This is a genomic window from Parageobacillus thermantarcticus (genome assembly GCF_900111865.1).
GTDB classification, from domain to species: Bacteria; Bacillota; Bacilli; order Bacillales; family Anoxybacillaceae; genus Parageobacillus; species Parageobacillus thermantarcticus.
This window is the reverse complement of record NZ_FOJS01000010.1, coordinates 52,857-79,323: the sequence shown is the minus strand read 5'-3', so window position 1 is coordinate 79,323 and position 26,467 is coordinate 52,857. Positions and strand designations below refer to the sequence as shown.

Below are 26,467 nucleotides of genomic sequence, written 5' to 3'. Positions count from 1 at the left end.
ACAAACAGTCCATCGGCCTCCACAAACAGCACCCGTCCATATCGCTGGTTGACCGGGCAGTGCAGCGGAGCTTCAGCTTCGAGCACCAACTGGCGGATCGCCTCATGGCTCATCACCGGATACCCGATCATCTGGGCAAGTGTACGAGCCGCTTTGCGATAGGAAGAGCACTCCACCGCCAATCCCACCGCTGTTTCTTCTAGACAAGGGCTGATTGATTGCGATCCATCAAACGCTAGAAAGGAGTCAAGCAAAAACGTGTAACGGTTTTGTTCTCGATCTAAATAGTAGTTCCGCTCAAAAGTGACTTCGCCAAACAAGGTTTGAATCGTAGTGCGTCGTTTGTCTTTCAAGTGGTACCGGCGCTTGTCCCGGGTTTCCGCCAATTGTCGATCGATGTCCTCCAACAAAGCCGTAAACAGTTCGGCGAAGGCGTTTTGCAAGGCTCGAAACAAATCAAGTTCGATCTCTTTCCATGTCAACGAATTTGTGGTAAGATGTTGTTGAATATTCATGGGACTCTCTCCTCCTGTTTGATAGTGTGGTCAATGAATATCTTACCAGGGAGAGAGTCCTTTTTTCATGTTTCCTGCTTGGGATCCTACCGCGCTTCGCTTGGTGGCCCCGATGAGGGGGATTGCGAACCTACGTTCCCAACCCCCTCATCGGGGAATTCTAAGAATTTCTCCCACAAACATTTTACTCACACATAATGAATTAAACCTACTGTCAAAAAGGGGATAGAAAAAGAGCCACGTTGCTCCCCCTTTTGTATAGAATAAACAGCGAACAAAAAACACTAAACATAAAGAGGAAAGCAACAATGGCTCTATGCCATATTACCGTAAATGATGAACTTTTGCATGAGTTATGACCAAAGATGAGAGATTAACCAATCCGCCGGAACAAGTCCTGAATCAAATTCTCGAGGCGCAAGTAGAAGAGCAGCTAGAGACGCACCTTATGAACACATAGAAGAACGAAAAGGCGATTGAAATTTCGTATCCACGTCAGTTGACGACCCGAGTAAGACGTTGACCTCGTACATCTTTCCACTCACAAAAGATGGAGAGCTCTCCACCGCCACACCAAAGTATATACAGGATGCTTTGCTTGAGGGAGATTCGCGGGATTCTTCATGCTCCAAACATGCAAACGGACCAGCTGGCTGTTGGAATTAAATAAAGGGAATTTTAATAATATTAGGATTTGATTAAAAAATAGATTATGAACATACAATACTCAGGATGCTTAATTAACTTTTTTACTTCTGTCGATTTACCAGTGCCACTTTACTTAATTAGCAACTTTCTTTTAAATATCTTTTTTCTTTTAAAGCACTCATTATAACTTCAATAACTGCTTTCATTACTTCAAAAGTTGCCTTTTCAATTTCTGAATATGTGTTTTCATCAAACCCTTCTTTATCACGACCATGTGCAATTCCATTACGCCTATTCAATAACATTGTAATTTGGCCTTCATATTCTTTAAAAGCATCATATGGCAAACCCAATCTAAATAATATCTTTTTTAAAACAACAGGCCAAAGATTAGATTCTGTATCTACAACCGTATCAGGTATAGTTACCGGCTTATCTAAAAAAGAATGCATATTGGAAATAAAATCCACTTGACGGGCATAAGAATGTAATTTTGTATCGTCAGGTAATTTATTCCCAAAAATTTTCCTATAAATTTCAGGCTTTCTACTAGCATCCTCATAAGCTTGAAATTCTTCTGCAAAAGAACATGCAACTATATAATCATTAGCTGCTTTGCGTAGGACTTTCGCTTTATTGATAGCATCTACATAAATTAGAAAAGCTGTTCTGCAAAACCCTTCATAATGTGAATAAAGCATAACAACTAATGCTTTTCTATATCTTTTTTTATCTTCATCATCTTCAATATAAGCAAGCTGATTACGTAATAATCTAATCTCATTACTTCTCCATGTCATTTCCTCTTCAAGTTGAGAACGGATATCAATTAAATCAATTTCTCTCATTTATTAGTGCACCTACCCGATCCTCAACAAACTTAATTCTTTGCGCTAATTGATTAGGGGTATTTTTACCTCCTCCTGTTGTTAATGCTTTAAAATTACTATCATTTTTTATTTCAATAAATTCATTTTTTAATTTTTCGATAAATTCATTATCACAATTAATTTGGTCTAAATATTTTTGTATTCCTAAAGTAAAAGCTTCAAAATGATAAGGAGAAAAAGAAGATATAAATTTTCCATTGTTATTCGTTCTAGAAAAAACATATTCTCCCAAAGTTAAATTAAGTACTTTAAAAGTTTTATTAAAAATTTCTCTTTCCTTATCATAGTCAAATTCTATATGTCCCTCTTCTCCTTTCTTATAAGAGACCCCTTCCATATAATCCGTCATAAAGGATCCGACATCATGTCGATATTTATGGCGATAATTTTTAAAGGCAAAAAATCGTAACACTAATTCTTCATCATATTTTTGATCTTTCTTTTCATCAGATAAATTGGATATACAATTTACAAAATCCTCATTTTTGCTTAATTCAATAATAAACTCATTAAATTTATCATCTAACAACCTAATAGTACAATTTCTTATTTCTTGTTCACTTAAAAGTTCCCCACCTGTATTTAACCTTTTAAACATATAATAGCGTAATCTCTGGTCACTTTCTCTTCTAATAATTTCAACACGTACAAAATTCCTTTTTAGTTTTATTTGAAGTGGCTTTGGCAAATCATTATATGTGTAGCCATCTAATTGATTAACTATATCGCACCCAGTTAATGTTAAATATTGGTTTTTCTTGGTTTTTAATGAACCGCGAAAATGTAAATAAGAAGATATCCTTTGTAAACCATCTATTAGTTCATATACTCCTTCTTCTCTCTCAATTACATATATTGGTGGGATAGGCATTTCTAAAATTAGAGATTCTATAAAGCGAGATTGTTTTTCTTCAGACCAACGGAATAATCTCTGATAATCAGGGTCTATTATAAGTTCACCATTTTCGTACATGTCTAACAACTCATTAAATGACAAATCTAAACTTCTCGTTCTGACTTTTTTTATCTTAGAATCAACAATTTCTATAAGTTCATTATCTGTAATTCGAGATTTTTCCACTTTTCATCCCCTCGTTTTTTTAAATATAATAACACTTTCCACACTTTTAGTATTTGCTCTATACTTTCTGATTTTTGGATTTATTTCTGCCATTGAAACTTTTGATTCAAAATCCTCTTTACAACATTGAGTCCATCCTAAACCTTTTGTCATTTCAATTATAATTTGTGATAAGTTAACATGTACATCTTTATAATATGAGTCTTGAACAACAAAGACACCATATCCATTTCGCTTCAACACACGATTAATTTCTACAATCGACTTATAAATTGAATCAAAATATTGTAAATATGTTTTGTAATAATAAGTTTTTGATGCTTTGGAATTATGACTATTTATTTTTGATAATGTTTCAAGGCATGTTTTTCCCCAATTGCTATTTAATGTTGGAATATTTTCATTAATAACAGGTGATCCAATCATTCTTTTCCTTAATTTCTTCATTTCCTCAATTGGACATCCTATAAGAGCTAATTCTAAACTAGTTAAAACAGCATAATCAATTCTTGTACAATATGGAGGAGAGGTAATAACTGCATCTATTTCATTATCTTTAAGAGGAATATTATCCGATGATGCTATATCTATTTTCGTTAATCGTTCTAAATCAACATAACTATCTGATTCATGCTCAAATTGATTTATCATAAATTCAACTTGATATTGGAACTCCCTAAAAATATCCTCTTTTTTTAAATCAACTCTTTCCTCTGGAGATTTTGGTTTCTTAATCCAAGTAGGGTTAGATGCTCTAAATTTTTCCAAAAATTTTTTTAAGGTTCTAAATAATGCAACATAAAAAAAGGCAGCCACACTGTTTATAGATTCCAAACTCTCTTCATAAAAAATTATCAAATATTTATCTTTATCACATGCAATCTGTTGAATCGCTCTTTCAATATTTCTAAATACTTTTGCACTCTTTGGTGTTAGCCAAATTTCTAGTGGTTCGGGCGAAATCCAAGGATATTTCCTATAGTATCTTGCTTTCTTTATTATTTTTTCACATATCATTAATAACTTTGGTATAGAATTTCTATTAACGCACCTCGCCTTTGAAACTATTACCATAATAGGATTAATATCAAATCCTACCGAATAATATTTATTTTCTGCCGCAACTTGAGTTGTTGTTCCACTTCCGTTCCAAGGATCTAATATAATATCCCCTTCTTGTAGATTAAGGATATCTAAAATATTTTTAACAAATCGAGGTGAATATCCTGCATAATACTCATACCATGCTGTTTTCCCAAATTTATACAAAAAATCTCTCTTAGGATTGTTAGATACTTCCAATAACATCATAACCTCATCCTTATGTCTTTTCTATAAAAATTTTATTTACACTATTATAACGCGTAATTAACATAAGATTCCTTCATTATATTTATCATAAAGTTCTTCATCAATTTACCCTAAAATAAAAAAGTCCTAATCATACTTGTTAAAGACACTTCATCCACTATGTATACTTCAATTTTTTGTTCGATAAAATTTACTAAATCCAAATTTTCTGTTTGATATAAAAATCAATTCTTGCCACAACGCCTATTCTTCGATTTTTTCGCAAATAAAAAATAAAAGTCTTGCTAAAAAAAGTGGGTTCAAAGCTTGAAGGAGAAGGATTTCCCCTTCTCCCCTGTCTTCCTGTTTTTTCGCAAAATTTTATTTTCAATCACAAATGTTTATTTTAAAGTTATAGCTTTTTTACGAGCAACACACAGCACTCCACATGGGCGGTATGCGGAAACATATCCACCGGCTGCACTTCGATCGTTTGATACCCGCCGTCTTCAAGGATTCGTAAATCCCTTGCCAATGTCGCCGGATTGCAAGAAACGTATACAACACGCTTTGGCTTCATGGCGATGATCGTTTGCAAAAGCGTTTCGTCACAGCCTTTGCGCGGCGGGTCGACGACGACGCAATCGGCGCGGATGCCTTGCTCGTACCATTTCGGAATGATTTTTTCCGCCTCACCAACAGCAAATTCGACGTTGGTAATGCCGTTTAATGCAGCATTGCGCTTTGCGTCTTCGATTGCTTCCGGCACGACTTCGACACCGTACACTTTTTTCGCTTTTTTCGCTAAAAACAAGGAAATCGTGCCGATGCCGCAGTAAGCGTCAATGACCGTTTCTTCTCCAGTTAATTGCGCGTACTCTAACGCTTTTTCATACAGCACTTTCGTCTGCTCGGGATTGACTTGATAGAAAGAACGTGCCGAGATCGCGAACTTAATGTCACCGATGTAATCGTAAATGTATTCGGCTCCCCACAATACTTTCGTCTCATCGCCCAGAATGACGTTCGTCTTTTTCGGATTGATGTTTTGCATAATCGACTTCACATTTGGCACAGAATCAATAATTTCCTGCACCAATTTCTTTTTGTGCGGCAACTCTACCGTACGGGTAATCAGGACGACCATAACCTCCTTCGTCGCCGCCCCGTAACGCGCCATAATATGGCGGAGCACTCCTTTATGCGTCGCTTCATTGTAAGCAGGAATCCGGTATTTTTCGCAAATCTTTTTCACTGTCTGCACGACAACGTCATTCATTTCTTGCTGGATCAGGCATGCGTCCATATCGATAATTTCGTGGCTGCGCTCTTGGTAAAAGCCGGCGACAAGCCCGCCTTCGCGCTCGCCGACAGGCACTTGCGCTTTGTTGCGGTAACGCCACGGGTCTTTCATGCCGATGACAGGGTGCACAATGACATTTTCCAATTTCCCGATGCGCGCCATTACTTCTTTCACATGTTTCTGCTTCGCCTTCAGTTGGCCTTCATAGCTTAAGTGCTGCAGCTGGCAGCCGCCGCATTGCTTGTAAACCGGGCACGGCGGCTCGGTGCGGTCCGGGCTTTGCTCGTACAGCTCGATGAGGCGTCCGTAGCCATATCCTTTTTTCACTTTAATGACTTTAATTTTTGCCTTTTCCCCCGGTAAGCCGCTTTTGACAAAAATCGGGAATCCATCGATTTTCGCGACACCTAACCCGTCATGTGTCAAATCTTCAAATGTCACGTCATAATATTCATTTTTCGTTACTGGTGCTTCGATATTCTCCATTGTTTCTTCACCTTTCAAAAAACTAACACTTTATATAAAATTTTTTTCGCTTTTTATCCGAAAATCTGTGGCAAACTGCTTATCTTCCAGATCTATAGACACGGTGCCGTCACGATTGTAGCACACAATTCCGGGCAACACAAAAAGAGAGCAGGCTATTCACCCGCTCTTATTTGTTCCGCTTTTTCTTTTGCAACAAATATTTCTAAATGCTGGTACAAATTCACAAATTCCCCCGGCAACATGCCGCCGAACTCTCCATCTAAATTTAACTGCATCGGCGACATCACCTTAATGCGGTTGGCTTTCGTGTAAATGACATTTGGATCATTAATATGTTCGCCGCGCGCCGCAAGCGTCACAAGCCGGATAAACTCAGCCAAATTCGTTTTCTTTAAAATAATTAAATCAAACATGCCGTCGTTCAGCGAAGAATCAGGCGCCAATTTTTCAAAACCGCCGACAGAGTTGGTGAGCGACACTAAAAAAAGCATAATTTCACCTTCGAACACTTTTCCGTCATATTCAATGCGCGCTTCTGTCGCTTTAATCGATGGCAGCATCTCAATTCCTTTTAAGTAATAGGCAAGCTGGCCAAGCATTGTTTTTAACTTGCTTGGCACTTCATATGTAAGTTCTGTTAAGCGGCCGCCACCCGCGATGTTAATAAAATAGCGCGTTTTTCCTTCATTGGTTACGGAGCCGATATCAATTGGAACGGCTTCCCCGTTGGCGATAATATCGCATGCCCCTTCAATCGAACGCGGCACGCCGATGGCGCGGGCAAAGTCATTCGTTGTGCCGACAGGGATAATCGCCAGCTTTGGACGATAGTCTTGATCGGCAATTCCGTTAACCACTTCATTAATCGTTCCATCCCCGCCGGCGGCGACGACCAAGTCAAACTCGCGCTCCACCGCTTTCCGCGCTGCTTCCGTCGCATCTCCCGCACCTGTCGTCGCATGGCAAGATGTTTCATAGCCCGCTTTTTCTAATCGCACTAACACGTCTGGCAAATGCCTCTTGAATATTTCTCGACCCGACGTTGGATTATAAATAATTCTTGCTCTTTTCATATTCCATCATCCCATTGTTAGATTCAATCACTATAACTTTTCCACTATTTAACATGATATCGAAATAAACCGACCATTGCAATGTTTTCGCCTTGTCAATGGTGAACCTCGATTTTTTGTACGCCATTTGCTTTTCGTTTTTCGCTACATAAAAAATAAAAGCACTCCATTAAGGGGATTTTTCCTTGCGCAAATCGAGCGCTGACACGAAAAAAGGCGTTGCTGACGCCTTTTTTCGCTGTATCGCTTTCACGTTTACTTGCTTTCGTTTTTTTCCACCGCTTCTTCCTGAGCTTTTGCATTTCCTTTTCCTGAAAAGTTCTCAAGCAATTCTTTCACATCAATGCCAGCAGAAGCTTTCAGCGTCTCTTGCAAGCTCGCCATCAAATTGGTTGCGTACCCGGTTACACGGTTGGCACCGCCATTGGCGCCGTTTGAACCGGTATCGACAATCGTAATTTTATCGATATTGGCAAGCGGGCTTGCCACTTGTTTGGCGTATTCAGGAAGCATTTTGATAATCATGTCGAGAATCGCAGCTTGGCCATACCGTTCGAACGCTTCGGCAATTTTTTGTTTGGCTTCTGCTTCAGCCAGTCCTTTCAAGCGGATAATTTCCGCTTCGGCTTCCCCTTTTGCCTTTTCCGCTTCGGCTTTGGCGATCCCGTCAAGCCGTATCCGTTCCGCTTCCGCTTTCGCCATCGCTTCGACACGATATTTTTGCGCATCCGCTTCCGCCATTAATTTGGCTTTTTCCGCCGCAGCCGCCTGCTCGATCGCGTAGCGTTCGGCGTCCGCTTTTTTCTTCACTTCGGAATCGTATTGGCGCTCACGCCGCAAAATTTCTTTTTCTTCGAGCTCAATTAACTTTTGCCGCTCGATAATTTTAATTTGCATTTGCTGTTCGGTCACTTCTTGTTTTGCTTTCGCTTCTTCCAAATGATACGCCTGATCGGCGCGCGCTTTCGCTATATCTTGTTCACGGCGGAATTCGGCAAGCTTCAATTGATTGATTTTTTCCGCTTCCGCGATTTCCGTCAAGCGCTCTAGCTCCGCTTTGCGCGCTTCTTTATCCGCTTCCGCGCGCTTAATGCGCGTTTCTTTTTCCGCTTCTGCTGTTGCGATGTCAGCATCGCGTTTCACTTGGGCGATGCGCGGTTTTCCTAACGCATCCAAATAGCCGTTTTTATCGCGCACATCCTTAATGGTAAACGATACGATGACAAGCCCCATTTTCGCTAAATCTTGCGAAGCAACACGCTGCACTTCTTGAGAAAACTTGTCGCGGTTTTTATAAATCTCCTCGACGGTCATCGAACCAAGAATGGAGCGAAGATGCCCTTCTAATACTTCCTTCGCTTCATTTTCCATGTCCTGACGGGTTTTCCCCAAAAATTGCTCTGCTGCTGTAGCGATTTCGCCAATGGAGCTGCCTACTTTGATGATTGCCACTCCGTCTGCCATGACTGGAACGCCTTGTTCCGTGTAAACTTCCGGTGTCTGCACATCAAGTTTAATCGAAAGAAGGCTGAGCGGTTCCGCTTGTTGGAAAATCGGCAGTACAAACGTTCCACCGCCGCGGACGATTTTAATTTTATTTCCAGATTCATCGACATGCACGTTTTTGCTGCCTAAATAACTGCCCGTCACAATCAGCGCTTCGTCCGGCCCAACGGTTCGGTAACGAGTAACAAAAATAGCGATTAGTCCGATAAGAAGCAGCGCAACTACACCGATGACAATTAAAATTGGCGTCATTATGCATATCCCCCTTTGTGCAATAATGAAATATCATATGGATCGTGCTTCGCCACAATGGCGACGCCGTTTTCCATTTTCACGATAATTACTTCCGCTCCTGAGGCAATTTCTTCGTTGCCGATGCTTTTTGCCGGTTTTGAAACCGCACCGCTCTTCCGCTGCAGCAAAATCTCGCCGAATCCATTGGGCGGCACAGTTACGACCACTTTCGCGAGAGAACCTTCCAAGTCCGTCTCCGAATAGTTCAGCGACGTTTCCGCCGAGCGCAGCGGAACAAACACGAAAAAGTGCAAAAGCGATACGACAATGATCGCGATCCCCGCGCTGCACAATCCGATAAGCAAGCTGGATAACCCTGTATATCGCTCGAACAAATAACCGGACGCACTTCCGACAGTGAGAAACGACAAAATAAGCTGCGGACTAAACCACGGATGGTCCGGCATATCAAACACGCCATCGATGATATCGCTTAAAAAAATGTATAATAGCGTCAATCCACCGCTTACAGCAAGCACGGCCAAATACACCGTTTCTAATGGATATCCGAACAATCCCTGCACCTTCTTTCTATTAGCGTCTATTTAATTATACGAATAGCACGTGTTTCTGTTTCATTCTTTTCAGATAAATATTACATCTTTTCGACATTCCCCTACATATCCCCAAAATAAAGGCACCTCTTTATGTTTATTGAGCTGCTGCTTTCAAAACGCACATCTGTTGTTTGTTTATAGCTGTCCTAGACATGCGAAAATCCAAACGGATGACCCTTACTCCCACTAAATCACGCGAAAGCGTAAGCAGTCACCGGCGCGGCAAGCAGCCACCAAGCGTTCCATGTCACCATCGCTACGATGATAAACAAAAATACGAAACTCGTTCCGATAAAATGCCAACGTCTTGTGGCTGGCTTGCTATGCTGCGACAAATAAAACGGCCAGAACTCCTCATAACTTCGAAACTCCATCCCCCATCCCCCCCTGCTCTATAATAAGTGAAGCGCTTTCATATTTATATTCTATGCATCGGATTATACTCCTTTTCCAATAAAAACAACCAGCCCTTCTAAATGAATCGTTCAGAAGGGCTGGTTATCTCATTGGCTCCGCTCGCTCAGCCGCAGCGACACGGTTTTCTTGCTTCCGTCCCGCCAAAGCTCGATTTGCACACGCTCTCCGATTTTCGTATTTGTATATAAATATTTCCGCAGCGCAGCAACGCTATCCACTTTTTCGCCATTGATCGCGACAATGACATCTTTCGTCTGAATGCCTGCGTCCGCCGCCGGCGAGAACGGTTCTACCGCCGTGACAGCCGCCCCTGTGGCAACATCACTTGGCAATTGCAGCTGTTCTTTCCTTACCGAATCAGAAAGATCGGACACATCAACTAATTGCACGCCGAGATACGGGCGTTTGATTTTTCCATATTGCATCAGTTGCTCGATGATCGGTTTTACATCTTCGCTCGGAATCGCAAATCCTAATCCTTCCACTCCAGTTTGGGAAATTTTTAAACTATTAATTCCCACGACTTGCCCGGCGCTGTTAATCAACGCGCCGCCGCTGTTTCCCGGGTTAATCGCGGCATCCGTTTGAATCACATTTAACTCCCATTCCCCTTCGGAAGTAGAAATAGGCATCGTCCGTTTGCCGCTCACGATTCCTTCCGTCACCGTTCGCGATAAATCTAAGCCGAGCGGATTGCCGATCGCTGCGACTTGCTCCCCGATGCGCAGCTGCGAAGAATCGCCAAAGACAGCTACTTTTTTGACGTGGCTGCTAGGAATTTTTAACACCGCCAAATCCGTTAACGGATCGGCGCCGACGATCTCCGCTTTCACTTTTTCGCCATCGGCAAGCGATACTTCTACTTTATTCGCCCCTTCAATGACATGGTTGTTCGTCACAATGTACGCTATATTTCCATCTTTTTTGAAAATGACTCCTGAACCGGTTCCCGCTTCTTGATCTTGAACGCTATCGGAGAAAAAGTCCGCTTGCTTTTGGATGTTCACTACGCCAACGACCGCGTCGGCGACGTTTTCAATCGCCGTCACCATGTTATTAGAAGCGCTTTTGGTCGGCTGGAGAGGAAGCGTTTTCGTCGAAACGTTCGTTTCTTTTGATTCTTTTGTGGATGAGGAAGTCGAAGGAATCCCCATCATCGGCGCCGCGTATAACGTAAGTCCGCTTCCGATCACCGCGCCGACAAGCGAAGCGGCGAGCCAAGAAAAGAAACGTCTTTTCTTCGGCGGCTTGTACGCTGGCATCGGTTGTTCATATCGCGTCATATTCATATCCATTCCACATTTCCCCTTTCTTTATTTTTTTTACTCTATTGTCGTATGCAACATACGTTTTCTTTTTCTATTTCTATTTCGTTGCACCGCAAGCAGTCGAATGGATAAATAAATTCCTGATACCGTCAATAAAATCATCGCAATTGCCACAGTATCAACCGCCCACGAAACATCCCATTGTCCAATCCTGCCCTCATGCAATCCGCGAATGATGCCAGCTAATGACGCCGGTTCTCCGCCATTCCGTCCCTTTTCTGCCATTCCCGCGCTTTCAGAAAATCCCCGCGCGTTTTCTGATAGCGACGGTAGTGCGGAAGCTCCATCTTGCGGAATCAGCGCGCGATGTTCTCCTCTTTCTTGCTCGCCAATCAGCCAAGGTTCCGCGAGTAAAAGCCCTGTTACCGCCTCTACTAATAAGAAAATGGAAGTAATCAATCCAATCCATAAATGCGCTTGCCTTATTCGTTTCACCATCCGTTCCTCCTTTTGTTTTGTCAAGAAATAGTGTAAAAAGCAAAGGTGAAAATATGGTGAAAAAATCGGCGATGGAATTTTGGAAATGTTGTAACATAAAAAGCGATTTTGCTTTGCGGTGTTCCAAGTACGCTATACCGATAACGTTACACCATCATTGCGACTTGAGCCGCTTTTCGCATTTTCATTTATTTTTCACAATCATTTGTTATGATGTTTATAAAGGGAAGTAGGAACCATAGAAAGGAAGGAAACGAGATGAAAATTCTTCTCGCCGAAGATGACCTCTATTTGGGCGAGTTAATCGTGCATATGTTAAAGAAAAAAGGTGTCGATCAAATCGATTGGGTGCAGGAAGGAGAAGATGCGTACGATTACGCGCTCGCCTCGTTTTATGACGTGTTGATTCTCGACTGGATGCTGCCAAACGGGGATGGGGTGGAAATTTGCAAACGGCTACGGAAAAACGGTTACACTGGCGCCATTCTCATGTTAACGGCAAAAGATGCCGTCGAAGACCGTGTCGAAGGCTTAGAAGCCGGTGCGGACGATTATCTCGTCAAGCCGTTTGAAATTGATGAATTAATGGCCCGCCTGAAGGCGCTCGCGCGGCGCACGTTCGTCCCGCTTCAAGAAGAAACGGTGCGCTTTCATGATTTCGTGCTTAACCGTACGAGCCATACACTCTATCGCGGCGATGAAGAAATTTTGCTAACCCCGCGCGAATTTCAAGTATTGGACCTGCTTTTGCAAAACAAAGGGCGCGTCGTGCCGCGCGAAACGATCCTTGACCGCGTCTGGGGATTGGACGCAGATGTTTCGATGAAAACGATTGATGCGACGATTAAATTGCTGCGGAAAAAACTAAAAGGCGACGCCATTCAAACGGTGCGCGGGGTGGGATATAAAATTGACAAGTAAATGGAACGCTTTCTTATTGAAGATAAAAAACACCGATATGTTTCACCGGACACAATGGCGCTTGACAGCATTATATAGCGGCATCTTAATGGTGTTTTTAACATTGTTCATCGTGATCGTTTGCTTCCTTTTTTATATGATTGTTACGAATGACCAAGAGCGGCGGATCACAAGCCTCGCCAATCAGGAACAAAAAGCGATTGAGCAATTTTTGCTCAAACAAAGCGATTTCGCTTTTATGGATGAGGAAAATGTCGTGTTTTTAAGCGAAGACCAATTCTTTTTTTATGTCGTCGGCACCGACGGCGAACTTCTCATGGGCGACGAAGTAAACAAAGGCATGCGTCCGTTTCTATTAGAAGCGCTGCAAAATTCCGAGTTAAATGAAAACGAACTAACCTATATAAAAGTCAATTTTCCAGCTAATATTCATCCATTTTCCCGTTTTCATTCCCATGAGCTAAAACTGTTGACCGCCGCCCGCCCGATTGTTATTCGCGGCCATTTGCTCGGCGTGTTATATATTGGCATGGATGTAACTTCATTTTCCAATGTGTTTCAATGGCTGCTAATTGTACTAATCGGCCTTGCCGTTTTATTTATCGGCGTCGCCGTATTGTTAAGCTACTTTATGTCGAAACGAGCGCTCGTTCCGATTCAGGAGGCGTATCATCGCCAGCGACAATTCGTTGCCGACGCCTCCCATGAACTGCGGACGCCATTAAGCGTCATTTTATCTTCCGTCGAAGCGCTGGAAATGGAAGAAGAATTAACAAAAAATGAATTTACGCAAAAACTGCTCGATCGGCTCCGGGAAGAAATAAAACGAATGACAAAACTAATGAACGATTTATTGACGCTCGCCCGTGCTGATTCCGCACACGCCTCTCTGCAGCTAGTCAAAGAAACGTTTGACTTTCGCCCACATGCGGAGCGGACGCTACGTTTACTGGAAGAATTAGCGTCGAAAAAAAATATTCGCATGCACTTTCATTCTCCTGAGTCGGTCATGATCACCGCCGACGCCGACAAGCTGACGCAGCTGTTATATATCTTGCTCGATAATGCGATCAAGTATACTCCAGACGGCGGCGAAGTAACGTTAAGCATTGCCGTCAATCCAGCGAAACAACCAATGCTCACGATCTCCGTCAAAGACACCGGGATCGGCATTCCCCCTGAATCGCTTGACCGCATTTTCGACCGCTTCTACCGCGTCGACAAAGCGCGGTCGCGCCAGCAAGGCGGCCATGGACTCGGTTTGTCCATCGCCAAATGGATCGTCGAGGCTCACGGCGGAACCATTCACGTACAAAGCGAAGTCGGCAAAGGTTCGGAATTTATCGTAAAAATCCCTTGCTAATATGCTTTCCATGGACGGAAAGCATTTTTTATGAAAAATTTTTCTTTGTCCTTGTTTTTCACCTAATTTTCTCTTTTCTTTCTTACAATGCACGCGAACTGCAGGATCAAATCGAAAACGCCCAACAAGCAATCGCCCAGCAAATAGTGTTAGAACAACGGTATGAATCGCTAATCACGCATGCGAAAACAATGATCGAAAAACGGACTCGCCATGCAAAGCTAGCATTAGAACAAAATGAAGAAACTATCGCCATACTCGCATTAAGAGAAAAACTAATGTATGAAAAAAACTTGCTGCTTATCAACACAATACGAGACGATCAAAGAAAAAACAACATATATGACCGAGCAAATGAACCTCTCCCATCTTCATCCCATGAAGAGGTGGGAGTTTCTTACCATCTCCACCAAAGAAGCTTCTGCGCGGAAGAAGGAGTTCTCCTTCCACTCGATGAATGCATCGGAAGCCTCCTTGATGGGTCCAGTAAGCAACATCGGCCTCACACCGATGGGGCGGTCCAACCCTTCTACTACTTCTTGCTTACGCAATCCGTAGATACGTCAGCTTCGTTTGTATGTCCCAATGAACAAAGGCACCATGCAGCGCCTTGCTTAAGATATTTTTCGCGCCGTGAACGTCACGATGTTCCTCATACCCACACCGGCACACAAACAGGCGGGAAGATGCTTTTTTTCTCTTTCGGCAGACAGGACATGTCTGGCTCGTATACGATTCCTCGATTTCATGCAAGCGAATGCCGTGTTGGGCCAGCTTATAAGTGAGATACTGCTTCACTTTCCCGAATGACCAATTCGAGAGCTTTTGCGCTTGTTTGCGGCTCGTACGTTTTTTCTTTCTCGTGTTTCGTTGCACTCCTTCGACGTTTCCGATATACACATCGGAGGCAGATTGCTTCAAACACCAGTCGACAAACTGTTTGGTCGTTTTATGGAGCGCATCCCGCAGCTGTCTTTCGGATTTCGACAACACGTATTGTTTCGCCCGCTCATACTTTTTCCATCGGCGTGATCCTTTTTGACATTTCGATTGACGCCGCTGGATCTCCGCCAGTTTTTTATTCCGCAGCCGGTGAAGGGAGCGTATTTTTCTTCCCGTGATGAGGAGGGCTTGCCCGTTTTCGCAAAACGCACCTATGGTATGTACTTCCCCAAGATCGACTCCAACGGCTTTCCCCGGTTCATACGCTTTCGCCTTTTGTCCATCTTCATACGTCACGGCTAAATAAAGACCATGATCAAAACAGCACTCAATTTCTTTGATCGTTCCCTTTGGCAGATGTGACGCATACACGACAATCGGCTTTTCCCGTTTTCCGTGATGGATGCCCATGGAGAGTTCGATTTTTCCGTTTTCATACACTTTGAAACCGTCTTTCGCCCATTTCGTTGGAAAGTACTTCTTTTTCTTGTAGGGATAGCGGGCAGGATGTCCTTGTTGGATCGCATGGTGAGCGGCTTGTCTTGCGAAGAGGTATTTGTGGCAGACGGCTTGAATCGATTGGCTGTGAAGATGGAACTTTCTTTTCGTTTGTTTTTGCAGCTCGCTTTTGGTAATCCAGCATCCATGTTGGAGAAAGTATTCTTTGGCTAAGCGGAGGCATTCATTCCAAACACGGGCGGATTCGCGATTGCAGGCGTACAATCGGTCCAAATCCGCTTTCGATGCCCGGAAGAACACTTTTTGGCCCCGAAGCATGAGCATTCCTTCTTTCTTTGTTTGATGGATGATTTGATTATAGCACATATGTTCGTTTTTGTGAATAAAAAACTTCCCGATTCATTTCCCTCTTCACTCCGTTTAGAGGAAGGGAGACTTCTCGGGAAAAATGTTAAAATCTATTTTTGATCGATATAGGGTTCAAATCACTTTTACACTGCATTTCATGATGACATCCCCTCTTGTGACTGCATTATTCTTTTCGACGTATTCTAAATCTCCTACTTTATCAAACATATTGGTAATAACAATCGGGGTTACGATTTCTTTATGTTTTTGCTCTAAATAGTCAAGATCTACATTTAGCAAAAGATCTCCCACTTTCACTGTTTCCCCAACATTTACCTCAACTTCAAACCCTTCTCCATTTAACTCTACAGTTTCTAACCCAATATGGATAAGTATTTCTAATCCTTCTTCTGAAACAAGACCGACTGCATGCTTCGTAGGAAAAATTTGCACAACCTTTCCGTTAATAGGGGAAACTACTTTTCCGTTCTTCGGAATAATCGCTAAACCGTCTCCCATCATTTTTTGGGCGAATACAGGGTCAGGAACTTCTTCTAGCGGTATTGCTTCCCCATCAAGCGGGGAGTATATTTCCACTACTCTAGTTTCTATTTTTTTACTAAACAATTTTTTTAGCATCTCTTCACCCATCTTTCTACCCGTTTGGAAAATGTATTTTAATTAATAAAAATAAACAAACGATAGAGAGAAAAAATACCAATGTGCTCCCCAAAAATCTGACGTATGCTCCTTTATATTTAAAATCTATCTTCTTTTCTAATAAAGCTGGTTGTTCTTTCCTCTGTTGATACAAACCGAGCAAGAGGATGATACTCCCAAAGAGATTGCCAATAAGCAATTGAGATACAGCTACCATCCATAATGTCACATAGGATAACTTCACATGTTTTTTGCTTTCTAAATCATTTACCGCTACTTTTGTTAATACGGCAAAAAAAGGATTTAGCATCGCTATAACAAACATAATAGTGATGATCGGCTCGCGGATCACCGGCGTGAAAAATGTTTCCTGTGCATGAAGCGCTATTAAGTAAAGGTAAGTGACAAAAATCAATGGTATTGCATAAAAAAAGTAAATGGCCGTTTTAAAAAGAACAATACTTTTCGCCGGTATGGTGCGAGAATTCCCAGCCAAAAAATTTTTCGATTTTCTCATGATGATTCACCATTTTTATTCAATTGCTTAAGATAATCGACATAGTGGCTAAACAGCATCTCCCCTATAATAAAAAAAGAGGCAAACGTGTTGAGTTTAGTGCCATCGCTGAATTCGTTGCTCGAGCTATTAGCATATAAATTAAAAGGAGTCATTCTGGCCAACCGATTATTTTTTAAGTTTGTTACTGAAATAAACGGGATTCCTTTCGCGACCAATGACTGAACTGCCGGAAAAATCGTCGGAGTATCTCCGGAAAAAGAAATAATAATGACTAAATCATCTAGCGTCAGGCTTTTAATTACCATTTCCAATTCCGTTTGTGCCTGAATGACATGCAAATATTTTTGCACGGCCAGAAACATTCGTTGCAATTCAAAGGCACAGTCCAATTGCGCCGTACCGGTTCCATAAATAAATATTCTTCGCGCGTGATGGATTAATTTGCACATGTCAGAAAAATCTTTTGTCTTGATATATTTTAATGTTTCGAGAATATCATTTCTTAAAATTTCAACTTGGCTTTTATCACTATGGTTTCCTTCTTGTTCTTGCCATTTCAGAAACACACGAAACTCACTATATCCACTAAACCCAAGCTTTTGGGCTAACCTTAAAATGGATGAGCGTGAAACATTGCACTTTTCTGCCAAACTGTTGATTCCTAATTTATGGCATTCGCTTTTATTGTTTAAAATATACTTTAGAATATGGAAATCGGTCTCATTTAGTTGATTATAATGTTTATTAATCAATTCCTCGATTTTCATTTTTGACCCTCCTTCCTTTAAAAAAAGTTTACTAAATAACTATTTCTTTTTAAAGGAAGGAGGAAAACGAAACAAAAAGCACGAAATGCTGTGCTTTTTGTTTCGTATTCTTTTTAATGCAATTCTGGCCAATACCCTTTATTTGCTTCGATTAAATCATCTAATATTTGTTTTGCCACTTTCGCGCTTGGCACTGTTTTAGATAGCGTAAGCGCTTGCCACAATTTTTGGTAAGATTTTGTGACCCATGCTTCCACTACTAATTTTTCCACAGATACTTGTTGTTCCATTAACCCTTTTTGGAATTGCGGAATTTCTCCGATCGATAGCGGTTCAGGACCGTTGCTGCCGACAATGCATGGAATTTCCACCATCGCGGTCGGGTCAAAATTAGAAATAGCTCCTTTATTTTCTACAATAAGCAGCATTCTTTCATGGGTGTTATAGGCGATGGCACGCGCTAAATCAACAATGTATGAGGCGTGTTCGTCAATATGAAGCGCGCTTCCTTCTGTTGATTGGTTCTCAATGATTTTTTTACATTCCGTAAATACAAATTTTTCGCGCCCATCCATTACTTCATTGGCTCTTGTATAATTCGGGTTAGAATGCGCCACTACTTCATCCGGGAAGAAATAGTATTTTAAATATGTGTTCGGCAGTGTACCTGGATCTAATGCATATACGTCTCTCGCTTTCAAGAACGTGTCTTGCCAGCTAGCATCAACATGCTGGTTGTCTCCGCCGTCATTGACAACGTACCCGTACTTTGCAACATGCTCCTTTAATTTAGGCATTAAATCGTTTCCTTCTTTGTCGCGGATATCTGTCCACCATCCAAAATGGTTCAACCCATAATATCTCACCGTCATTTCTTTGCGGGATTTTAACCCTAAAATCCGCGCCATGCGTTCTTCGATTGCGACAGGCATATCACAAATGTTAAGTACTTTCGAATGAGGACGGAGACGGCGCGTCGCTTCAGCTACAATCGCTGCCGGGTTGGAATAATTGAGCATCCATGCATTAGGAGAGTATTTTTCCATATAATCAATTAATTCTAATACTCCTCCGATTGAACGCATGCCATATGCAATTCCACCTGGCCCGCACGTTTCTTGGCCTACCACGCCATATTTCAACGGAATTTTTTCATCCAATTCGCGCATCGCGTATTTTCCCACCCGAATGTGGGCCATGACAAAGTCAACATCGGTAAACGCCTCTTCCGGATCGGTAGTAGCGAGAAACTCAATTTCTGGAGCTTTTTCTCTTAAAATCACTTCACATGCCCCGGCGATGATACCTTGCCGTTCTTTATCAATATCGTACAACTTTAACTTGCGAATCGGAAATTTGTCTAAATTATCCAATAACATTAACACAATTCCCGGAGTAAACGTGCTTCCCCCGCCTGCAATCAAAATGGAAAACTTTTTCATTTTTCTTCCTCCTTTTTATCGTTAGCGCTTTCACTACTGTTATAGCAAACCGAAAATATGGGAACAATGGATTCCAGCCATTCTGTGCCTAATCACACGTTTCGTTCTTTTTCACATTAAATAAGAATTTTCCCAACTTCTTATTCATCATGATCGTCACGATCCTGTCTTGAATCCCTTTTCTTCTAAAGCTTTCTCGAACTGCTCCCGCACTTGCGGGACGGATAAACCAACGATCACTTGGATCGCCTTGCCATTACGAACGACACCATGGGCTCCTGCAGATTTGAACGCGCTATCTGGCGCGACTTTTGATTCATCATTGACGCTAACGCGAAGGCGTGTGGCGCAATTGGTAACCGACACGATATTTTCAGGGCCACCGAGCGCGTCTAAAAATTGCAATGCTTGAACCGTATAGCTGTTGCCACTGGCATTTTGACCAGCTTGTTTTTTTGCTTTATAATCTGCTTTCGTATATAATTTCGTCTCTGCTGAATCATCCGCTTCGCGTCCCGGCGTCGCCACATTAAATTTAAGAATCAAATATCGGAAAACAAAGAAGTAAATAATCATAAACGCGAAACCGATTATCCATTGGATGAGATAAGTCATGCTGTGATATTTAAATAATGGAATCCAGTTTGCCGTAGCGATTTCTAGCAGACCCCCGCCCATATTTCCTACAACACCAAACGCATACATTACTGCTGCCATCGTTGCTGCCAAAACAGCATGAACAGCAAATAACCAAGGTGCCACAAACAGGAAAGTAAACTCAATCGGTTCTGTAATTCCGGCAATAACAGCCGTTAAAGCGGCAGAAATTAATAATCCTGAAACTTGCTTTCTTTTTTCTGGTTTTGCAGTTACATACATCGCTAATGCGATGCCTGGAATACCAAAGATTTTAGACATCCCATGCAATGCAAACCCGCCTTCTGGAAACATTTCTTTTAAAGAATGGGCAGATGTCGCGTATTCTGATAAATGCTCCATCCAATACTTCGCGATTCCCCCTTCAACAACCGCAGGACCAAAGACAAACGGGCCGTAGATGAAGTGATGCAATCCTGTTGGAATGAGGATGCGCTCTAAAAATGTATACAACCAAACCCCAAATACTCCTGAACTTGCCAAAAATCCTTGTAAAGATGCGATGCCATGTTGTACGATCGGCCAAACATATGCTGTTATTAGAGCAACTGGGAGCATCACAAGGAATGCGATAATCACCACAAATGATGAACCTTGAAAAATGCCGAGAAAATCAGGAAGTTTCGTATCGAAATAACGGTTATGAAGCACTACGACAATGGAAGAGATAACAATCGCTCCAATAATGCTCGTATCTAACGTTTTGATTCCCGCTATCATTGTCAAACCGCTAACTCCGCCAACTTCCTGGCTGAAATCTACACCAAATTTATCTCCCCAAAGTGTCAATATCGCGTTAATAAAATAATTGAATGTTAAATAAGTAACGATCGCTTCCATGCAAGCTCTCGCATGAGCCTTTTTTGCCAACCCGATCGGAATCCCTATAACAAACAATAGCGGCATTTGCCGGAAGACCGTCCATCCTCCTTCTTCTACTACCGTCCAAAACTTGTACCACATTCCGTTTGGATCAGCCATGGATCCCATGATATCGGGGTTTTTAAATAAGATCGTCAAGCCGACAACTATGCCAGCGAACGGAAAAAGCAATACTGGCACAAACATCGCTGCGCCAAACCGCTGAATTTTTTGCATCATGTCCACTCACTCCCTTTCTTAGGTTTTCGTTCGATCTTATTTTTGGTAGCGCTTTCTTTTTTCTTTATAACATGATCGTTTTTGGCAAACAATAAAGCAAAAGCAAGCTGTTCGTTTTCACTTCTCTTGTTCTTTTTCCCAAAATTCAGGAAAATTCCCAAAATGGGCAGCTATATATGGAATACTATAGATATTTTCCATATGCCCACCACTGTGAAGAAAAGAAAACAAAATAAGGGTGGCCCAAAAAGAACTAAACGTTCCTGTTGAAGGGCCGCCCTTGATTTCATTATGAAATAAACGACTGATTCTCATCCATAATCTGTTGCCCGTACGCTGTGAACACGGCAAGAACGACCGCAAGCGCAAGGTATAAACATAGCCATGTCCATTTTGTTTTCGCATCCGCACGATAATACACTGTTTGCTTCTGTATTTCTTGTTCGTTTTCTTCTATTTCTTTTTGGAGCGAACGGATAAAGTCTGAAACGGTTTGTTCCTGCAATACGCCCCATCGAGTTGCCTCTAATAACTGATTATACTTTTCCACATACCGCTCCAAACGATAGTTTTGCAGCTTCTGCTCATCTTGGAAAATGGGGATGTACCATGTTTTTCTTCGCGATAACTCCATCTCCGTCCGTTCGATCTCATCTTCCCAATGCCAATACATTTCTTGCCGTTCCTCTTCTGATAAAAGCATGTACCGTTCGAGCGCCTGCAATACTGATTCATTGATTTCTTTATGAATTTGCGCCTTTTTCCAGCGAAACTCCCGGCGCAAAAGCTCCCAGCATTTCACGGCGCCTAACAAAATAATGAGCGGGGCGATCGGTCCCGGTTTCCAAAGAAAATAAACGGTCATTCCTATAAGGCCAAGAAACCATAGTTTTGGCGAAATCACCCCAACAATTCTCCCGCCATCAAGCGGGTGCAAGGGCATGAGGTTAAACAAATTAACGAGCGCTCCAAGCACAATGACTACTGCCCAAAATGGCTCTCCCGTCAGCCAATACAATGGTAAAGCCGGAAGAAACCCTAACGTCCCCCACAACGGACCTGCGTACGCTAAATACGCCTCATCTTTCGCCGATTTCGGTTCTTCCTTCATCGCAACAAGCGCTCCGACAAACGGAATAAAAATCGCCTTCGATGTTGGAATTCCCAACCTTTTCGCCGCAAACAAATGGCCCATTTCGTGCACATAAATCAAATACACGAGCGCAACCGCAAACTTCCATCCGTATACAACGGCATACGCGCCGATCGAAATAAATAAAGAAATGAGAGAACTGAATTTTAAAAACTTAAAAATTGCCAGCATCCACTTCAGTTTTCCCGACAGAAACAAAACAACAGACAAAAACGCAAGCCACACCTTTTTAAACCGCTTCAATTCTCTCCGTCTCCCTTTTCCCCTTATTTCCGATGCATTTTAAACTGCAAAAACAGTTCATTATAGTAAGCAAGCATCCGTTTTCCTAAATTCTCATACACTTCCAAGTTGCCAATCGATTCAAAATCTGGATAAAACCGTTTATCCTCGGTGATTTCTTTCGGCAAATAGTCCAGCGCTTTCTCATTCGGCGTCGAATAGCCGACATACTCCGCGTTTTGCGCGGCGTTTTTCGGATCAAGCATAAAGTTAATAAATCGATGCGCTCCTTCAATATTTTTCGCCGTTTTTGGAATGACCATATTATCGAACCATAAGTTTGATCCTTCTTTCGGCACAACGTAATCGAGATTGTCATTTTCCGCAATAATCTCCGCTGCGTCTCCTGACCAAACGACACCGATCGCCGCTTCTTCATTTGCCAAAAGCATTTTAATCTCATCACCGACAATCGCCTTTACGTTCGGTGTAAGGCGATCCAGCTTTTCTTTCGCTTCTTGTAAGTGTTTCTTATTCGTGTCATTTAACGAATAATGCAAACTGTTGAGCCCCATGCCAATCACTTCGCGCGCGCCGTCAACCAACAAAATTTGATTGCGCAAATCTTTATCCCATAAATCGTTCCAGCTCGTTATTTTTTTGCCGCCAAGCATTTCCCGATTATAGACAATGCCGACCGTTCCCCAAAAATATGGGACGGAATACTTGTTGCCCGGGTCAAACGATAAATTCAAAAAGCGTGGATTAATATATTTTAAATTTGGCAATTTTGAATGGTCGAGCGGAATAAGCAATCCATCTTCCTTCATTTTGCTCACTGCATATTCGGACGGAACAGCAACGTCAAACGTCGTGCCGCCTTGGGCGATTTTCGCCATCATCGCTTCATTGGAATCAAACGTTTGGTAGATGACTTTTATGCCCGTCTGCTTTTCGAACTTTTTAATAAGCGCAGGATCGATGTAATCGCCCCAGTTATACACCGTCAATGTATTTTCTCCAGCATATCCTTCCGTTTTATTCAGCTGGACAGATACGTAAAGCAGTACAAACGAGGCGAAAAAAACGGCCGCAAAAAATGATATAAGCTTTCTCATTTTCGTCGTCCTCTCATTCCGTATAAGGTACTGCTTTTCTGGCTAATAAAGTAGTAGCCAATCACCAGCACAACCGTAAACAAAAACAACAATGTCGATAATGCGTTAATCGATAGGGATATTCCTTGACGCGCCCGCGAATAAATTTCGACCGATAACGTCGAAAAACCGTTGCCTGTCACAAAAAACGTCACCGCGAAATCATCAAGCGAATACGTCAATGCCATGAAAAAACCAGCGAAAATACCAGGAGTAATAAACGGCAATATTACTTTCGTCAGCACATCCCATTGATTCGCCCCTAAATCGCGAGCCGCATCAATCAGTGTCGGACTCATTTCCTGCAATTTTGGAAGCACCATCAACACGACGATCGGAACGCTAAACGCGATATGCGACAGCAGCACCGACGTAAAACCGAGCTGAATGCCGATAATCGTAAACAAAATGAGAAATGAGGCGCCGATAATGACATCGGGGCTGACGATCAAGACGTTATTCAACGTTAAAAGCAGCTGTTTCATTTGCCGCTTTTTCACATAATAAATCGCAAGCGCTCCCATCACGCCGAGAATAGTGGAAATCGCCGCAGCCAAAAGGGCAATCGTCAGTGTATTTAACACGATAATCCATAAACGGGTATCACCGATCACCTCTTTATACCATTCCAGCGTAAACCCTTCGAAATCATGCATCGTTCCGCCGCTATTAAACGAATAGTAAATTAAATAAATAATCGGGGTGTACAAAATGAGAAACACGAACACTAAATACGCGTTCGCCCACTTTTTATTGCCTCGCATCGCCTCACCCTCACTTCCGATTTCCTGTCGCGATCACCACAATAGCCATCGCGATAATTAAAAACACCGCAATCGTCGAACCCATGCCCCAGTTTTGCGTGACGAGAAAATGTTGTTCAATCGCCGTACCGAGCGTAATGACGCGGTTCCCTGCGATTAAACGCGTAATCATAAACAGCGATAACGACGGAATAAACACCGCTTGACATCCCGCTTTCACCCCATCTAGCGTAAGCGGAAAAACGACGCGACGAAACGTCGTCCAAGCCGAAGCGCCAAGATCGCGCGCCGCGTCAATCAGCGACGGATTCAGTTCCTCAAGCGAGTTAAAAATCGGCAAGATCATAAACGGGATAAAAATGTATACCGACACGAACACAAAACTAAAATCGGTAAACAAAATTTGTTTCGTGCCGATTCCGATCGTTTCTAAAATCGCGTTTGCCAATCCGTATGTGCCAAAAATGCCGAGAAACGCGTACACTTTTAAAAGCAAATTCACCCACGTCGGCAAAATCATAAGCAAAAGCCAAAGTTGTTTATGCTTCGTTTTCGTCAACCAATATGCGGTTGGATACGCGACAAGCAATGAAAAAAACGTAATTAAAAACGCATACCAAACAGAACTAGCCGCCATCTTTAAATAAATCGGCGTAAAGAATGTTTTATAATTGGCCAACGTCCAATTCCCGTCAATGTCAAAGAACGAATAATATAAAATTAATAAAATCGGCGCGACGACAAATAACCCAATCCATATAACATACGGAAATAAGTAAACGTTACGTACGCTATTTTTCATCGGATCCCTCACCATCATCCTCGCTGATGCGCATGACATGAATGTCCTCTGGATCAAAATAAAGCCCGATTTCTTCCCCTACTTCCGCCTTTTTCGTCGAATGGACGAGCCATTCATTTCCATCTTCGTCATAGCAGCACAGCTCGTAATGTACGCCGCGGAACAGCTGCGAATCAACGCGCACTTGGAGCTTTCCTTGATCTCTCGTCGTAATTTCCAAATCTTCCGGACGGATGACAACATCGACCGGCTCGTTCGGACGAAAGCCTTTGTCCACGCACGTAAACCGCTTCCCAGCGAATTCGACCAGGTAATCTTCAATCATCGTACCTCGCAAAATGTTCGATTCACCAATAAAATCAGCGACAAACCGATTAACCGGTTCATCGTAAATCTCTTTTGGCGTGCCGCTTTGCTGGATTTTCCCTTTATTCAGCACGAAAATTTGGTCCGACATCGCCAACGCCTCTTCTTGGTCATGTGTGACAAAAATAAACGTAATCCCTAACCGGCGCTGTAATTCGCGGAGCTCATATTGCATTTCGGTGCGTAATTTTAAATCAAGCGCCGACAGCGGTTCATCGAGCAGAAGCACTTCTGGTTCGTTGACAATCGCACGCGCAATCGCCACCCGCTGCCGCTGGCCCCCAGACATTTCTTGAATGCTGCGATTCTCGTATCCTTCTAAATTCACAAACCGAAGCGCCTGTTTTACTTTTTCTTCAATTTCCAAACGCTTTTTCTTTTTAACCCGCAATCCAAACGCCACGTTTTCAAACACGTTCAAATGCGGAAATAAGGCGTAATCTTGAAACACCGTATTCACTTGCCGCTTATTGGCGGGAACGTGATTCACCGGCTTCCCGTGAAAATAAATCGTTCCTTTCGTCGGCTCCGTAAACCCCGCGATCAAACGCAGAATCGTCGTCTTCCCGCATCCCGACGGCCCAAGCAGCGTGTAAAACTTCCCGCGCTCAATCTCGAAACTAACGTCATCGAGCACGACTAACCCATCATATTCCTTCGTCACCCGCTCAAAGCGGATGATCGCCTCTTTCTCCATCGACCCCACTCCTTACTCGAAAATCAAATTTCTATATATCCTCTACCAAAGAGACCAATCTCTTCCTATTCCTATCAATCACTATTAGAACATGCACACAATAAAAGTGCAATAAAAAACTCGTTTCTCCACTAGCATCACGCTAGAGAGAAACGAGAATGTGCATATAGGCCAGTCTGAAAGAAGGCCTACCAAACACTATCGCAATCGCTCATCGGTGCGATAAAACCGAACAGCTATCATGCATATCACGCTAGAATGTTTTAATTCCTCATAGGTAAGATAAAAACCGTAGCG

General features: G+C 42.4%; 23 protein-coding genes and 2 pseudogenes. 3 read left to right on the top strand and 22 right to left on the bottom strand.

Translation table 11 applies throughout. From position 1 onward, the window contains the following. Positions 1–515, bottom strand: a 515-nt coding sequence (locus BM278_RS07615) for a UPF0236 family transposase-like protein (protein ID WP_208601767.1), incomplete at its 3' end; no start/stop codon positions are given. Positions 516–823: 308 nt separating this feature from the next. Between BM278_RS07615 and BM278_RS19635 the strand changes: the two are divergent. Further along, positions 824–1,082, top strand: a pseudogene (locus BM278_RS19635) (transposase); the annotation flags it as partial. Positions 1,083–1,300: 218 nt separating this feature from the next. Here BM278_RS19635 and BM278_RS07610 read toward each other — a convergent pair. The 10 genes and pseudogenes from BM278_RS07610 to BM278_RS07560 all read right to left on the bottom strand — a co-directional run bounded on the left by BM278_RS07610 (position 1,301) and on the right by BM278_RS07560 (position 11,829). Then, a complete protein-coding gene (locus BM278_RS07610) occupies positions 1,301–2,011 on the bottom strand; it encodes an MAE_28990/MAE_18760 family HEPN-like nuclease (RefSeq protein ID WP_244151119.1) in 711 nt (236 codons plus the stop codon). After that, on the bottom strand, positions 1,998–3,134 hold the full coding sequence (locus BM278_RS07605) for a DUF262 domain-containing protein (RefSeq protein ID WP_244151118.1): 1,137 nt from the start codon (positions 3,132–3,134) through the stop codon (positions 1,998–2,000). The genes BM278_RS07610 and BM278_RS07605 overlap by 14 nt, the downstream gene beginning before the upstream one ends. A gap of 3 nt (positions 3,135–3,137) precedes the next feature. Further along, complete coding sequence (locus BM278_RS07600) at positions 3,138–4,442, bottom strand: DNA methyltransferase (protein WP_208601766.1); 1,305 nt, start codon at positions 4,440–4,442, stop codon at positions 3,138–3,140. 394 nt (positions 4,443–4,836) lie between these two features. Beyond that, positions 4,837–6,213 carry a 23S rRNA (uracil(1939)-C(5))-methyltransferase RlmD gene (rlmD, locus tag BM278_RS07595; RefSeq protein WP_090948751.1) on the bottom strand — a complete coding sequence of 459 codons (1,377 nt, stop codon included), beginning with the start codon at positions 6,211–6,213 and terminating at the stop codon, positions 4,837–4,839. Between the two features lie 155 nt (positions 6,214–6,368). Continuing rightward, the gene (locus BM278_RS07590) at positions 6,369–7,289 is read right to left on the bottom strand and encodes a diacylglycerol kinase (protein ID WP_090948750.1); all 921 of its coding nucleotides are present in this window, start codon (positions 7,287–7,289) and stop codon (positions 6,369–6,371) included. A 255-nt stretch (positions 7,290–7,544) separates the two neighbouring features. Further along, positions 7,545–9,047, bottom strand: coding sequence for a flotillin family protein (locus BM278_RS07580; RefSeq protein ID WP_064553424.1), 1,503 nt, complete (start codon positions 9,045–9,047; stop codon positions 7,545–7,547). Beyond that, positions 9,047–9,604, bottom strand: a complete 558-nt coding sequence (locus tag BM278_RS07575; RefSeq protein ID WP_064553426.1) for an NfeD family protein — start codon at positions 9,602–9,604, stop codon at positions 9,047–9,049. Before BM278_RS07575 ends, BM278_RS07580 begins: the two co-directional genes overlap by 1 nt. A 236-nt stretch (positions 9,605–9,840) precedes the next feature. Next, positions 9,841–10,020, bottom strand: a pseudogene (locus BM278_RS07570) (Mpo1-like protein); the annotation flags it as partial. Positions 10,021–10,149: 129 nt separating this feature from the next. Then, a complete protein-coding gene (locus BM278_RS07565) occupies positions 10,150–11,352 on the bottom strand; it encodes a S1C family serine protease (RefSeq protein ID WP_090948757.1) in 1,203 nt (400 codons plus the stop codon). Between the two features lie 33 nt (positions 11,353–11,385). Further along, positions 11,386–11,829 carry a PepSY domain-containing protein gene (locus BM278_RS07560; RefSeq protein ID WP_090948748.1) on the bottom strand — a complete coding sequence of 148 codons (444 nt, stop codon included), beginning with the start codon at positions 11,827–11,829 and terminating at the stop codon, positions 11,386–11,388. 258 nt (positions 11,830–12,087) lie between these two features. Here BM278_RS07560 and BM278_RS07555 point away from each other — a divergent pair, with 258 nt between their 5' ends. Next, the gene (locus BM278_RS07555; RefSeq protein WP_090948747.1) at positions 12,088–12,750 is read left to right on the top strand and encodes a response regulator transcription factor; all 663 of its coding nucleotides are present in this window, start codon (positions 12,088–12,090) and stop codon (positions 12,748–12,750) included. After that, positions 12,740–14,113 carry a sensor histidine kinase gene (locus BM278_RS07550; RefSeq protein ID WP_090948746.1) on the top strand — a complete coding sequence of 458 codons (1,374 nt, stop codon included), beginning with the start codon at positions 12,740–12,742 and terminating at the stop codon, positions 14,111–14,113. The genes BM278_RS07555 and BM278_RS07550 overlap by 11 nt, the downstream gene beginning before the upstream one ends. A gap of 543 nt (positions 14,114–14,656) precedes the next feature. Here BM278_RS07550 and BM278_RS07545 read toward each other — a convergent pair. The 11 genes from BM278_RS07545 to BM278_RS07495 form a co-directional block, all read right to left on the bottom strand. Further along, on the bottom strand, positions 14,657–15,832 hold the full coding sequence (locus BM278_RS07545; RefSeq protein WP_090948756.1) for an RNA-guided endonuclease InsQ/TnpB family protein: 1,176 nt from the start codon (positions 15,830–15,832) through the stop codon (positions 14,657–14,659). A gap of 162 nt (positions 15,833–15,994) precedes the next feature. Beyond that, positions 15,995–16,501 carry a PTS sugar transporter subunit IIA gene (locus BM278_RS07540; protein WP_090948755.1) on the bottom strand — a complete coding sequence of 169 codons (507 nt, stop codon included), beginning with the start codon at positions 16,499–16,501 and terminating at the stop codon, positions 15,995–15,997. Between the two features lie 16 nt (positions 16,502–16,517). Continuing rightward, positions 16,518–17,039 carry a hypothetical protein gene (locus tag BM278_RS07535; protein ID WP_090948745.1) on the bottom strand — a complete coding sequence of 174 codons (522 nt, stop codon included), beginning with the start codon at positions 17,037–17,039 and terminating at the stop codon, positions 16,518–16,520. Beyond that, on the bottom strand, positions 17,036–17,809 hold the full coding sequence (locus BM278_RS07530) for a MurR/RpiR family transcriptional regulator (protein ID WP_090948744.1): 774 nt from the start codon (positions 17,807–17,809) through the stop codon (positions 17,036–17,038). The genes BM278_RS07535 and BM278_RS07530 overlap by 4 nt, the downstream gene beginning before the upstream one ends. 113 nt (positions 17,810–17,922) lie before the next feature. Beyond that, the gene (locus tag BM278_RS07525; protein WP_090948743.1) at positions 17,923–19,251 is read right to left on the bottom strand and encodes a 6-phospho-alpha-glucosidase; all 1,329 of its coding nucleotides are present in this window, start codon (positions 19,249–19,251) and stop codon (positions 17,923–17,925) included. Positions 19,252–19,407: 156 nt separating this feature from the next. Further along, on the bottom strand, positions 19,408–21,009 hold the full coding sequence (locus BM278_RS07520; protein ID WP_090948742.1) for an alpha-glucoside-specific PTS transporter subunit IIBC: 1,602 nt from the start codon (positions 21,007–21,009) through the stop codon (positions 19,408–19,410). Positions 21,010–21,298: 289 nt separating this feature from the next. Beyond that, positions 21,299–22,405 carry a site-2 protease family protein gene (locus tag BM278_RS07515; RefSeq protein WP_090948741.1) on the bottom strand — a complete coding sequence of 369 codons (1,107 nt, stop codon included), beginning with the start codon at positions 22,403–22,405 and terminating at the stop codon, positions 21,299–21,301. A gap of 23 nt (positions 22,406–22,428) precedes the next feature. After that, a complete protein-coding gene (locus tag BM278_RS07510; RefSeq protein ID WP_090948740.1) occupies positions 22,429–23,502 on the bottom strand; it encodes an ABC transporter substrate-binding protein in 1,074 nt (357 codons plus the stop codon). After that, positions 23,499–24,305: an ABC transporter permease gene (locus tag BM278_RS07505; RefSeq protein ID WP_090948739.1), complete on the bottom strand. Its 807-nt coding sequence runs from the start codon at positions 24,303–24,305 to the stop codon at positions 23,499–23,501. The genes BM278_RS07510 and BM278_RS07505 overlap by 4 nt, the downstream gene beginning before the upstream one ends. Before the next feature lie 10 nt (positions 24,306–24,315). Next, a complete protein-coding gene (locus tag BM278_RS07500; protein ID WP_090948738.1) occupies positions 24,316–25,107 on the bottom strand; it encodes an ABC transporter permease in 792 nt (263 codons plus the stop codon). Next, positions 25,097–26,170 (bottom strand): ABC transporter ATP-binding protein, encoded by a 1,074-nt coding sequence (locus BM278_RS07495; RefSeq protein WP_090948737.1) that lies wholly within the window; start codon positions 26,168–26,170, stop codon positions 25,097–25,099. The genes BM278_RS07500 and BM278_RS07495 overlap by 11 nt, the downstream gene beginning before the upstream one ends. Between the last annotated feature and the right edge of the window lie 297 nt (positions 26,171–26,467).